The organism is Ahrensia marina (assembly GCF_001293565.1).
In the GTDB taxonomy this organism is placed as follows: domain Bacteria; phylum Pseudomonadota; class Alphaproteobacteria; order Rhizobiales; family Rhizobiaceae; genus Ahrensia; species Ahrensia marina.
Window position 1 is genome coordinate 85,248 of record NZ_JXMU01000013.1, and the last position, 13,216, is coordinate 98,463.

Here is a 13,216-nt window from a genome sequence, read left to right on the forward strand (position 1 = left end):
CAGGCATGGCATATTAATCTCGGGAGGATTTTTAAATGCGTAAACTTGTTTCTGTGGCAGCATTTGCTGCTTTGGCGATGGCGTCTGTCTCAACAGTTGCTATGGCTGAGGGTAAAAAGATCGGCGTAAGCTGGTCAAACTTCCAGGAAGAGCGTTGGAAAACAGACGAAGCGGCGATGAAAGCTGCTATCGAAGAAAATGGCGATGAGTATATCTCTGCCGATGCGCAGGCCTCTGCTGCCAAGCAGTTGACTGATGTTGAAAGCTTGATCGCTCAAGGTGCTGATGCGCTGGTTATTTTGTCAGTTGATTCCGGTGCTGTAGGTGCTGCAGTTGATGCTGCTGCCGCTGAAGGTATTCCTGTTCTTGGTTATGACCGTCTTGTTGAAGACGAGCGTGCTTTCTACCTGACTTTTGACAACAAAGGTGTGGGCCGGATTATTGCTGAAAGCGTCAAGGCTGTTCAGCCTGAAGGCAACTACGCAATCATCAAAGGTGATAAAGGTGATCCGAACGCTCTCTTCCTGCTTGAAGGCATGATGGAAGTGATCGGTCCGGATGTTGAAGCCGGTAAAATTAACATCGTTGGTGAGGCTTTCACTGACGGCTGGAAGCCTGACAATGCTCAAAAGAACATGGAGCAGATTCTGACAGCCAACGACAACAATGTTGATGCGGTTCTGTCTGAGAATGACGGCATGGCAGGCGGCGTTATTGCTGCGTTGCAGGCTCAGGGTATGAATGTACCGGTTGGCGGTCAGGATGGTGACCATGCAGCGCTAAACCGTGTTGCACGTGGCACACAGGTTGTATCTGTGTGGAAAGACGCACGTCAGCTTGGTAAGGCAGCCGGTAACATTGCGGCAATGCTGGCTGATGGCAAAGACATGGCTGAAATTCCGGATGCTGAAAAATGGTCAGGTGGCGCGAAGGGCGTTGAGATGAACGCTATCTTCCTTGAGCCTACACCAATTACAAAAGACAACATTAGTGTTGTTATCGACGCTGGCCACATCGCTAAAGACAAAGTCTGCGAAGGCGCAATGGACGGTGTTGACGGCTGCTGATAGCAGCGCGTTAATCTGCCTTAAATTGACAAAGTCCGCCGGCTATCGGCGGGCTTTGGTTCAAAAGGCGCTATACAAAAATCATAATAAATCTGAATTCTTTGATCCGCATTTTATGCGCTTGGCGATGATCCACATCGGGAGAAAGCAATGGCAAGCCCCAATTTAGAACACTTGTCCGACGATGCACGGGCCGGACCGGTCTCACGTTTTTTGAAGGCGACTGAGATAGACAGCCGGTTGCTGGGTATGATCGGCGCTCTGGTTCTTATCTGGATCGGATTTCATCTTTACGGCGGTATCGTCAACGGATTTGCTGCATTTATCACGCCGCGCAACTTGTGGAACCTGTCAGTACAGACATCGTCTATCGGCATTATGGCAACAGGCATGGTGCTGGTCATTGTGACCCGGCATATTGATCTCTCCGTGGGCTCGATACTCGGTTTCGCAGCGATGATGATGGCGGTCACGCAAGTCAATATCTTGCCTGAATTTCTGGGGCTCGGTCATCCGGCAATTTGGATTATCGCAATCGCTGTCGGCTTGTTGGTCGGTATGCTTGTTGGTGCATTTCACGGCTGGTTGATTGCTTATCTAGGCATTCCGGCGTTTATCGTCACGCTTGGCGGTCTTCTGGTTTGGCGCGGCGCAACCTTCCTTACAACGCGCGGCGAAACGATTGCACCGCTTGACTCCACTTTCGCGCTGCTGGGCGGCGGTCCATACGGGGCTGTGGGGTCAACTTGGAGCTGGATACTTGGCGTGGTTGCCTGCGTTGGTATCGTGTTCATGCTGTTGTCCGGACGCAAACAACGCAAGCGCTTTCAATTTCCACTACGTCCGGTTTGGGCCGATACGTTCCTGGGTGTCGTCGGATGCGGTGCGGTTCTCGGCTTTGTTATGCTGGTGAACTCTTACCCTTGGCCGCGCGGAATTGTACGCCAATATGCGGCGGCCAATAATATCGAGGTCCCTGACGGCGGTCTGTTCATCTCGCATGGCTTTGCAATTCCCGTATTGATTTTGATACTTGTCGGGCTGGCCATGACATTCTTGACGACACGGACGCGGTTTGGCCGATATGTGTTCGCTATTGGCGGCAATCCCGAAGCGGCAGAACTTGCAGGCATTAACACGCGCTGGGTGACGGTTAAAATCTTTGCATTGATGGGTTTTCTCTGCGGTCTTTCCGCCGTGGTTGCCAGCGCCCGATTAAACTCTGCTTCCGGTAATCTGGGAACACTGGATGAGCTATATGTGATCGCCGCTGCTGTTATCGGGGGAACTTCCTTTGCCGGCGGTATCGGAACGATCTATGGCGCCATCCTCGGTGCGGTGGTTATGCAAAGCCTTCAGGCCGGTATGGTCCTGATTGGGTTTGATGCCGCTGTCCAGCAGATCGTGGTTGGTTCAGTTCTTGTTGTCGCCGTATGGGTCGACACAATTTACCGCAAACGCGCGCAATAAGTGGGGCTAGTTATGACACAGCAAGATACACAAACACCGCTTATTGATCTTCGCGATATTTCAATATCGTTTGGCGGTATCAAGGCGGTTGATCAAGCCTCCGTTGACCTGTTTCCCGGCGAAGTTGTCGCTTTGCTCGGACACAATGGCGCAGGAAAATCAACGCTCATCAAAATTCTTTCCGGCGCTTATAAGCGTGATGCCGGTGATATTTATGTGCGCGGTGAAAAGGCGACGATTGCCAACCCGCGCGATGCCAAGGATTATGGCATTGAAACAATCTATCAGACATTGGCGCTTGCCGACAATGTGGATGCCGCAGCCAATCTTTTCTTGGGACGTGAACTGCTCACACGTTGGGGAACGCTTGATGATGTCGGCATGGAAGCTGAAGCGCGCAAAGTAATGGGGCGCTTGAACCCGAACTTTCAGCGTTTCAAAGATCCGGTCAAGCAATTGTCCGGTGGTCAGCGTCAGTCTGTCGCGATCGCCCGCGCTATCCTCTTCAATGCGCGCATTTTGATTATGGATGAGCCGACCGCGGCTCTGGGCCCGCAAGAAACGGCACAAGTCGGCGAACTGATCAAACAGCTGAAAAAAGATGGTATCGGCATATTCCTGATCAGCCATGACATTGAAGATGTGTTTGACCTTGCTGACCGCGTTGCGGTGATGAAGAACGGCCAAATGGTCGGCAGCGCAAAAACAGGTGATGTTACCAAGGATGAAGTTCTTGGCATGATCATTTTGGGCAAATGCCCTCCCGGCGCCATCCCTGGTCCAGGCGCAATCCAAGAGTAGGAGTAACTTATGCATCTGGGATTAGACCTGGGTACGTCGAGTATAAAGGGTCTGTTGATCGATGATAATCAGGCGATTATTGCAGAAGCAACAGCACCTATGGCTGTGTCCCGCCCACAAGATGGTTGGTCAGAACAAGACCCTGCCGAATGGGTAAGGGGCGCTGAAAGTGTACTTGCATCACTTGCCCAAAAAACTGATTTGTCAAAACTGGTTTCTATTGGGCTTAGCGGCCATATGCATGGCGCGACCCTGATTGATAAAAACGACAACGTTCTGCGTCCATGTATTTTATGGAATGACACACGCAGCCATGTCGAAGCAGCGGAAATGGATAGCGATTCTGAATTTCGTGACGTTTCCGGCAATATTGTATTTCCCGGTTTTACCGCACCGAAAGTCGCTTGGGTAAAAAACAACGAACCGGAAATTTTCAAACAGATCGCGAAAGTTCTACTGCCTAAAGACTATTTGCGCTTGTGGCTGACAGGCGGACACGTCGCGGAAATGTCTGATGCGGCAGGCACGAGCTGGCTTGATACGGCCAAGCGTGACTGGTCGGATAATCTGCTACAAAAAACCGGCCTGACAAGAGATCAGATGCCCAGCCTAGTTGAGGGAAGTGAAGTCTCAGGCACGCTTCGTCCTGCGCTTTGTCAGCAATACGGCATCACACAAGAGGTTGTTGTTGCAGGCGGTGGCGGTGACAATGCCGCATCCGGTATTGGCGTCGGCGTTGCAAATGCCGGTGATGCATTTGTATCGCTTGGCACGTCGGGTGTGCTTTTCGCTGCCAGTGATGGCTATGCGCCCGATCCGGCGTCCGCTGTTCACACTTTTTGTCATGCATTGCCCAAAACATGGCACCAGATGGGGGTGATTTTGTCAGCGACAGATTCGCTTAACTGGTACGCAAAGTTGGTTGGTCATGACGCTGCTGCATTGACAAACGCGCTCGGTGAACTCGAAGCTCCGGCAAAGACATTGTTCATGCCATATCTTGGTGGAGAGCGCACACCGCATAATGATGCTTCTGTACGCGGTGCCTTTATTGGTCTTGAACATGCAACTGATACGAATGCCGGAACGCGTGCAGTGCTTGAAGGCGTTGTCCACGCATTTCGCGACAGTTTTGATGCGCTTACATCGACCGGCACCAAAATCGAGCGCATTATGGCTGTAGGTGGCGGGTCCAAGTCAGCTTACTGGCTCTCTGCTTTGGCAACATCCCTACAAATGCCCATTGATGTACCTGTTGCCGGTGATTTTGGCGGTGCTTTGGGTGCTGCCCGTCTGGGCATGATGGCGGCAGGCGCGGAGCAGGACATTGTAACACGGCCTGATGTTGCCCAAACCATCGAGCCATCCCGGCAACTAGAAGGCGCTTTTGCTGATGCGCACCAGCGTTATCGCGAAGCCTATCAATCTATAAGGAATTTGACGTGACAGATTTTTTCAATGGTATCGAAGCTGTAAAATATGAAGGCCCGGAGAGCGACAGCGAACTTTGCTTTCGCCATTATGATCCTGATGAAATTGTTATGGGCAAACGCATGGAAGATAATCTGCGTTTCGCCGTCGCTTATTGGCATAGTTTTGCCTGGGAAGGGGGAGACCCGTTTGGTGGCCGCACATTCGACCGCCCCTGGTTTGGCAGTTCGATGGATATGGCCAAATTAAAGGCTGATGTTGCCTTCGATATGTTCAAAATTCTCGGCCAGCCATATTTCTGTTTTCACGATGCGGATATGCGCCCGGAAGGCGACAGCTTTGCTGAGAGCACACGCAATCTTGAAGATATGGTTGATTATATAGGCACCAAAATGGAAGGTGTGGATACAAAGCTGCTTTGGGGAACGGCAAATCTGTTTTCGCACCGCCGCTTTATGTCTGGTGCAGCCACAAACCCTGATCCTGACGTTTTTGCCTATTCGGCAGCGACAATCAAAACCTGCATGGATGCAACGCTGAAGCTTGGCGGCGAAAACTATGTTCTTTGGGGCGGGCGTGAAGGCTATGAAACGCTGCTTAATACCGATCTGAAGAAGGAACGGGCGCAAGCAGGCCGCATGTTACAGATGGTCGTCGATTACAAGCATAAGATCGGCTTTAAAGGCGCTATCCTCATCGAGCCGAAACCGCAGGAACCGACAAAGCACCAATATGATTATGACGTTGCTACCGTCTATGGTTTCCTGAAGGACTTTGGCCTTGAAAATGAAGTCCAAATGAACATCGAGCAGGGCCATGCCATCCTCGCAGGCCATTCTTTTGAGCACGAACTTGCGATGGCATCGGCGCTCGGTATTTTCGGTTCGATTGATATGAACCGGAATGATTATCAGTCAGGTTGGGACACAGACCAGTTCCCGAATAATGTTCCGGAAACAGCGCTTGCATATTATGAAGTTATCAAAGCCGGCGGCTTTAAGTCAGGTGGAACCAACTTTGATGCAAAACTGCGCCGTCAGAGCCTTGATCCGGTTGATCTTATCGCCGGCCATGTTGGCGCTATGGATGTCTGCGCCTTGGGCTTTAAGAAAGCTGCTGCGATGTTTGAGGACGGCAAATTGGAACAAGAGCGTGATGCGCGCTATGCCGGCTGGAATGAAGGCGAAGCAAAGAAAATGCTTGAAGGCGGATATTCATTGGAAGGCATAGAAGAATATGTGCGTAAAGGCGATGTGAATCCAGAGCCACGTTCAGGCAAGCAGGAGCGTTTGGAAAATCTAGTAAACCGCTACATGTAAGCATTTCGGGTATTCTAAAAATTCTAAGATGGGGCCGCATGAGTTGAACAAACTCTTGCGGCTTTGTTTTGCATTTTAGCAGTTCAATTAAAGTGCGATTAACCGCGCTTCTTATCAGATAGTTCTTGGCATCCGTTCTTCAGAGTTTGTTTGGTTTTAACCGTCAGTTTGGTCAGGTGATAGGAGACGCCTCGTGTACCAAGCAGTAAAATCAATTCTGATGGTTGATGATGATCCCGATGATGTTTTTCTCATCCGTGAAGCGCTTAATGATATTTCAGATGAAGAATATAGTGTTACGATCGCGAATGACCCGCTGGTTGCGCTAAAAATTCTGGAACGTAAAAATTTCGATCTGATCATGACAGATTACCGGATGGGCGCTTACACCGGTGTTGATCTGATCAAACAAATTCGTGCTAAAGGGCTGACGACGCCGGTAATTTTTCTGACAGGTGTATCGCAGCGCGAGCTGGATGAAAAAGCGCTTGCCGCAGGTGCATCGGACTATCTCAGCAAGTCAGACATTAAGGGCCCGCTGATTGACCGGTCCATTCGTTATGCGATTGCCAATGCGCGAAGGCAGGAATTGTTTTCTTCGGTGCTTTGTAATGTGAAAGCCGCGATCTGTGTAATCGATACCGAAGGTACGCCGCAAATCTGGAATCCGGAATTTTTGGCAATTGCTAAAGCGAATTCTCCTCTTGCTGAGGACGCCGCAATTGTTGCGGATTTTTCAGCGCATGTTGAGAAAACTGAGCAAGTGGATTTGGTCGCGCAAATCAAACATGAAAAGCAACTGACGCGCCTGCCGGATGGGCGAAACGTGATTATGCTTTACGATGTTTCGGAACATTTAAGCGCGCTGCGGGAACGCGAATTGGCGGAAGAAAAAGCCGCTCATCAGGCAAAAACCTGTTTTCTTACCGGTTTGCCAAACCGCCTCGCGTTCAGTGAAAAGCTGGATAAACTTATTCAGAATGGATGCAAGTTCAGCCTGCTTAATTTCGATTTGGACAAGTTTAAAACTTACAACGACGTCTATGGCCATCCTTTTGGCGATGCACTGTTAAAACAAGTCTCTGACGTGCTTCAACAGGTCTGCGCGGAAGGGGATTATATTGCCAGAATTGGCGGCGATGAGTTCACTGCAATCCAGATGCATGATGAAAACGACACGCATTGCGACAATCTGGAAAATCGTATACTGGCACAATTTGCCAATGAACTTATCGTTGAAGGGCGAAAGCTCAACATTGAGGTCAGTGTTGGCGTGGCAAGTTTTCCTAAACATGCACAAACCGCACAGGAGCTGTTATCGAACTCTGATATAGCAATGTATCGCGCAAAAGCCAAAGATGGCTCAAAAATAGAATACTATGATTGCGGCTTGGATGAAGCTGTGCGCGAACAGCGCCGCCTCACCAATGATCTGCAAAAAGCGTTGCGCGAAGACGCACTGGATGTGTTTTTTCAACCTCAGTTTGATCTCAAAACGGGAAATCTGATTGGGTGTGAGGCGCTTGCGCGCTGGATACATCCAGAAGATGGTCCGATTCGCCCGGATATATTTATCCAGATCGCTGAGGATTGCGGTCTTATTGAGGAACTTGGCAAGCTGGTTTTGCGTAAAGCATGTCTTTTGGGGAGCAAATGGCATGAAGATATCAAGGTCGCCGTCAATATCTCCGCTGTACAGGTTCGGCACACAGATCTTGTCAATGATATTCAAGCCATACTTTTTCAAACGGGATTTCCGGCAGGGCGTTTGGAGCTTGAAATAACAGAAACCGTTCTGATCGAAGATTTCGAACATGCGTTGCACGTACTGCGCGGTGTTAAAAATCTTGGAGTCGGTTTGGCTATGGATGATTTTGGAACCGGTTTTTCATCGTTGTCGTCATTGATTTCATTCCCGTTTGATAAACTGAAAATAGACCGCTCATTCATCATGGATATGGACAAACGCGAGCAGCTAAAATCCGTTATCCGTTCATGCATCGGGTTGGGACGAAATTTAAATCTGCGTATCGTGGCCGAAGGCGTTGAGCAGGAAAGCCATATTGACTTCCTCCGCTCAGAAGGGTGCGATGAAATACAGGGTTACTTCTGCGGCAAGCCAATGCCACACCCTCATTTCATGGAGTTTATGATGAACTACGCATCTGGCCGCGCTTCAGCACAAGATGTGCTGAATATGCCCGGTAAAGTGGCCTAAGATAAAAGCGTCTTTAAAACGAAAGACGGATCCGAGGCCATTTCGATTGTAAGCTGCGCGTTTGAAGCGAGAATACGCTTTGACATAGCGTAGGTTGCCGCATCATTCATGCAGTCAACCGCAATGAACTTGTCACCGGAAAAATAGAAATGCGAAACGCTACCTTCGCGTTTGCCCTGCCGGATAACCACATGGTCATAGCCGCGGTTAAGGCCTGCGATCTGTAGTTTCATGTCATATTGGTCCGACCAGAACCAAGGCTCTGGATGATAAGCTTCGTTCGCACCGGCAATATTGCTCGCAACAATCGCCCCTTGATCGTGAGCATTTTGAACAGATTCCAGACGTGTAGGCTGGCCTTCAAAGGGAAGCACCGTGACATCGCCGCAGGCGTATATATCAGCATCACTCGTGCGGCCGTACTCATCCACAATGATGCCAAGGCCGGTTTTTAATTCAGCACCAACAGCCAATTCCATATTGGGCAAAATACCGATGCCGGTAATAATAATATCAGCGTCGATTACCGTGCCGTCATCCAGAACGACACCTGCACAAGCGCCGTTTCCATCATCCTTGATATTCTTCAGAATGACATTTTCCAGAACCTTAACGCCATGTTTTTCATGCAGAGCGCGAAAAGTATCGGCTGTTTCAGCACATGCAACACGCTGTAAAATGCGTGGCGCGGCTTCCAAAACGGTTACAGACAATCCCTTTTTTGAGGCTTCGGCTGCCGCTTCCAAACCAATATAACCGCCGCCAATAACAACGAGTTTTTTGCCCGCAGCCATTTTTTCCATCAAAATATTGGCATCGCGAAGGTCGCGCATAACATGGACATTGTCGAGTTCACCGCCGATTGCCGCAGGTAGCTTGCGCGCCGACGCGCCGGTGGCCAAAACAAGTTTGTCATAGGCGATTAAGGCACCACCTTCTATTTCAAGCTGCTTGGTATCGCGATGGATTGCGGTCGCGCGCGTGCTTAAAACCAGATCGATATTATTATCAACGTACCATTCGGCCGGGCGCAAATGCAGCCGGTCAAGCGTCATGTCACCGGACATATAGGCCTTTGACAAAGGAGGGCGTTGATAGGGTAATTCGTCTTCTGCATTGATGATCTTAATTGGACCATCAAAACTTTGCTTTCTCAAATTATCTGCAACAGAAATCGCAGCATGGCTGCCACCGACGATTATGATTTGATCTGACAAATTACTGTGTCCTTGAAAAGTAAAAGCGGCACTTGCGTACCGCTTTTCTTTATTATGTAAAAGGCACGATTATGTCACTTGAAGCTTATGAATTGTCCGGCTCGCCGACAAAAGCTTTTTCCACGACAAAGTGCCCGGGTTTGGAGTTTGCGCCTTCTTCCATTCCGGCAGCTTCCAGAAGCTCTTTGATTTCGATATTGAGGCCCATTGATCCGCAGATCATCACGCGGTCTTCCTCTGGGTTGAAAGCAGGTACGCCAAGATCCGTAAAAATCTCGCCGGAACGGATTTTATCGGTAACGCGGCCCATATTGTCTGATTCTTCGCGCGTCGTTGTAGGGTAATAGACAAGTTTACCTTCAACCATCTCGCCGATGAGAGGATCATTGCGAAGATTATCAACTAGCTCTTTGCCGTAAGTAAGCTCCGCATTCTCGCGGCAGGTATGCGTGAGTATGACCTGGTCGAATTTTTCATACACTTCCGGATCGCGGATAAGCGATGCAAACGGCGCGATACCCGTACCTGTCGCAAGCATGTAAAGACGTTTGCCGGGAAGCAAAGCGTCCACAACAAGCGTGCCAACAGGCTTCGTCTTCAAGATAACCTGATCGCCGACCTGAATTTTCTGAAGCTTTGATGTCAGCGGGCCATCCGGAACCTTGATGGAATAAAATTCTAATTCTTCATCCCATGAGGGCGAAGCGATAGAATAAGCACGCAAAATCGGACGTGCAGGCTTGTCACCAACAGGCTCACCCATCAAGCCAATCATTACAAATTCACCGGAGCGAAAACGCAGCGATTGTGGCCGCGTTAAGCGGAAAGAAAACAATCGGTCCGTGTAATGCTTTACTTCGGTCACTGTTTGTCCGTCAGGCAGCAACGCCGCCGACTTATCAGCGATGGGGGTCATATCATTCATGTTCATAAACTCTCTTAAACAGCTAATGCGGCTTGTTGCAATCGTGTTTGATACGTTGTGTTGATGCGGGGGACTTGCTCAAGCCACTGGCTTTCCGGTTGACGCTTGGCTTCGGCTGCGGAAATTGCCACATCATTGAAGCCGCAACGACGGGCATGTGCGTATTGGTCCGCAATCAGATGCCCGACAGCACGTAAGTGGCCCTTATAGCCTGCGCGGCGCAAATCCATTGCAAGCGAGAAGCCGCGGCCGTCAGCAAACGATGGGAACGCAACATCAATGCGCTCGACACCGTTTAGATTTTTGACGACTTCATCTGCATCGGCTGTGTTTTCCAAAGACAACACAGCATTGCTGCTGTTCTGCGTGCCGGCAAAACCCTCGTCACCAACGATAATGTATTCTTGTTCTTCAGACATTCTGCTTACTTTCCCGAACGGCACTGCCATTCTCAAAATGGATACCGCACTCGACTTTATTTATACCGCGCCAACGGCCGGAACGTGGATCCTCACCGGCTTTTACGGGCGATGTGCAGGTTGCGCAACCGATCGACGCATAACCGTGATTGACGAGCGGATGGCGCGGCAAATCAAACCACTCCATATATTCTTCCAAATCGTCTGGCGTCCAATCAGCCAGCGGGTTTATTTTGATCTTGCCATCTGCCGTGCTTTCGATTGCATCAAGCTTACTGCGTGTGAAGGCTTGAAAGCGCTTCCGGCCGGTTATCCAGCCATCGTAATCTCTGAGCGCTTCTGCCAAGACGCTGGTTTTGCGAAAATCGCAACATTTATCAGTATTGTCCTTGTGCATCCGGCCCCAGACATCTTTTTCACGAATCGCTTGTGCGGATGGTGAAATTGTCTGCACGTTTTCGAGACCCAGATGACGTATCAAATCGGCTTTATACTGCAAGGTTTCTTCAAACAGCATGCGTGTGTCGATAAACAGAACCGGTGCTGCTTTGTCGACATGCGATAAGAGGTGCAGCAGTACTGACGACTCTGCGCCAAACGAAGAAACCGCAGCAATTTTGCCATGCTTCTTCGTCACGAAAGCATCGTGAAGAAGGCCAATGGCTTTTTCTTGCAAATCATGCAGCGCGGGCATTAGCTTCATCCTTATAGATTGCTGCCTTGAACGGCGCGGCACCTAAACGGCGATATACCTGCAGGAATGTTTCGTCATCCGAGTCACGAACCTCAAGATAAGCCTGAATAATGGCTTCAATCGCAGGCACGAGATCTTCTGCCGCAAAACCAGGTCCGGTACGTTCACCGATCGTCGCTGTTTCAGTACCGTCGCCGCCAAGCGTAATTTGATAATTTTCGACACCGGCTTTATCCAGTCCCAAAATACCGATGTGCCCCACATGGTGGTGACCACACGCATTAATGCAGCCTGAAATTTTGATTTTCAGCGGACCGATTTCACGCTCAAGCTTTAGTTCGTCAAACCGCACTGCGATTTCCTGCGCAACAGGGATAGAACGGGCTGTCGCCAGCGCGCAATAATCCATGCCGGGGCAGGCGATAATATCAGACAGCAAGCCGATATTGGCAGTCGCCAAGCCTGCTTCTTTGAGCGCGGCATATACGGCTGGAATATCAGCCTTGCGCACATGCGGCAGAATAATGTTCTGCTCATGGCTGACACGCAGCTCATCGTGACCATATTTCAGGGCAAGATCGGCAAGCACACGCATCTGATCTGATGTCGCATCGCCTGGTGTTCCGCCAACAGGTTTCAGTGAAACGGACACAATTCCATACGCCGGATTTTTATGTTCAGCGACATTGGTTTCAACGAATGATCGGAATGCCGCATTTTCACTTTGCTCTTTTTCAAAAGCAAGTGATTGCGTGTTGTCGAAAACAGGCGGCGCAAAAGCAGCCTCCAGTCCCTCAACCAATTCGGCCGGTGGAGCTTGGAAAAATTTCTTCTGCTCGATGAATGCTTCTTCAATCAACGCCCTGATTTCATCGGTTCCGGTTTCATGGACCAGAATTTTGATGCGGGCTTTGTACTTGTTGTCACGGCGACCGTTCAAATTATAGACGCGCAAAATCGCTTCCATATAAGGCAGCAAATCGGCCTTCGGCAGAAATTCGCGCATCACTTTTCCGACCATAGGTGTGCGGCCAAGACCGCCACCAACAATCACTTCATAGCCAGGCTCACCCGCCTCATTACGAACCATACGCAAACCAATATCATGCGCCTTTGTAACCGCGCGGTCATTAGGCGAACCGGTGATAGCGATTTTGAATTTGCGCGGTAAAAACTGAAACTCCGGATGGTCTGTTGACCACTGGCGAAGCAGCTCTGCCGTTGGGCGTGGATCTTCAATTTCATCTGCCGCAGCGCCTGCAAAATGGTCTGCGGTTACATTGCGAATACAATTGCCCGATGTTTGAATTGCATGCATTTCAACATCGGCAAGCGCTTCCAGAATTTCCGGAACATCGCGCAATTTTGGCCAGTTGAACTGGATATTCTGGCGCGTTGTAAAGTGGCCGTAGCCCTTATCCCATTTGTCAGCAATATAGGCTAACTGATTCATTTGGCGCGAGTTTAACGTGCCGTAAGGCACCGCAATACGCAGCATGTAAGCGTGCAATTGCAGGTAAAGGCCGTTCATCAGGCGCAGCGGCTTGAATTCATCCTCGGTCAATGAACCGTCAATGCGGCGGGCAACCTGGCTGCGAAACTGGGCAACACGGTTGCGCACGAAAGATTCATCAAATTCTGAATACGCGTACATG

The 13,216-nt window shown here is 49.9% G+C and carries 11 protein-coding genes; 6 read left to right on the plus strand and 5 right to left on the minus strand.

Annotated elements, in window-relative coordinates; genetic code table 11:
- Window positions 1–35 precede the first annotated feature (35 nt).
- The 6 genes from SU32_RS09835 to SU32_RS09865 all read left to right on the plus strand — a co-directional run bounded on the left by SU32_RS09835 (window position 36) and on the right by SU32_RS09865 (window position 8,306).
- Window positions 36–1,067, plus strand: coding sequence for a substrate-binding domain-containing protein (locus tag SU32_RS09835; RefSeq protein ID WP_053999182.1), 1,032 nt, complete (start codon window positions 36–38; stop codon window positions 1,065–1,067).
- A 150-nt stretch (window positions 1,068–1,217) separates the two neighbouring features.
- A complete protein-coding gene (locus SU32_RS09845) occupies window positions 1,218–2,537 on the plus strand; it encodes a sugar ABC transporter permease (protein ID WP_053999184.1) in 1,320 nt (439 codons plus the stop codon).
- 12 nt (window positions 2,538–2,549) lie between these two features.
- A complete protein-coding gene (locus tag SU32_RS09850) occupies window positions 2,550–3,338 on the plus strand; it encodes an ATP-binding cassette domain-containing protein (protein ID WP_053999185.1) in 789 nt (262 codons plus the stop codon).
- 9 nt (window positions 3,339–3,347) lie between these two features.
- Window positions 3,348–4,784 carry a xylulokinase gene (xylB, locus tag SU32_RS09855; RefSeq protein WP_053999186.1) on the plus strand — a complete coding sequence of 479 codons (1,437 nt, stop codon included), beginning with the start codon at window positions 3,348–3,350 and terminating at the stop codon, window positions 4,782–4,784.
- Complete coding sequence (xylA, locus tag SU32_RS09860; protein WP_053999187.1) at window positions 4,781–6,088, plus strand: xylose isomerase; 1,308 nt, start codon at window positions 4,781–4,783, stop codon at window positions 6,086–6,088. The genes xylB and xylA overlap by 4 nt, the downstream gene beginning before the upstream one ends.
- Window positions 6,089–6,281: 193 nt before the next feature.
- Window positions 6,282–8,306 (plus strand): putative bifunctional diguanylate cyclase/phosphodiesterase, encoded by a 2,025-nt coding sequence (locus tag SU32_RS09865; RefSeq protein WP_144421095.1) that lies wholly within the window; start codon window positions 6,282–6,284, stop codon window positions 8,304–8,306.
- Here SU32_RS09865 and SU32_RS09870 read toward each other — a convergent pair.
- The 5 genes from SU32_RS09870 to SU32_RS09890 all read right to left on the minus strand — a co-directional run bounded on the left by SU32_RS09870 (window position 8,303) and on the right by SU32_RS09890 (window position 13,215).
- Window positions 8,303–9,523, minus strand: coding sequence for an NAD(P)/FAD-dependent oxidoreductase (locus SU32_RS09870; RefSeq protein ID WP_053999189.1), 1,221 nt, complete (start codon window positions 9,521–9,523; stop codon window positions 8,303–8,305). The genes SU32_RS09865 and SU32_RS09870 overlap by 4 nt on opposite strands.
- 85 nt (window positions 9,524–9,608) lie before the next feature.
- Window positions 9,609–10,448 (minus strand): ferredoxin--NADP reductase, encoded by an 840-nt coding sequence (locus SU32_RS09875; protein WP_053999239.1) that lies wholly within the window; start codon window positions 10,446–10,448, stop codon window positions 9,609–9,611.
- Window positions 10,449–10,462: 14 nt separating this feature from the next.
- Entirely contained in the window at window positions 10,463–10,867 is a 405-nt protein-coding gene (locus tag SU32_RS09880) for a DUF934 domain-containing protein (RefSeq protein ID WP_053999190.1), read from the minus strand.
- Complete coding sequence (locus SU32_RS09885; RefSeq protein WP_211097732.1) at window positions 10,860–11,561, minus strand: phosphoadenylyl-sulfate reductase; 702 nt, start codon at window positions 11,559–11,561, stop codon at window positions 10,860–10,862. Before SU32_RS09885 ends, SU32_RS09880 begins: the two co-directional genes overlap by 8 nt.
- Complete coding sequence (locus SU32_RS09890) at window positions 11,545–13,215, minus strand: nitrite/sulfite reductase (protein WP_053999192.1); 1,671 nt, start codon at window positions 13,213–13,215, stop codon at window positions 11,545–11,547. The genes SU32_RS09885 and SU32_RS09890 overlap by 17 nt, the downstream gene beginning before the upstream one ends.
- Between the last annotated feature and the right edge of the window lies 1 nt (window position 13,216).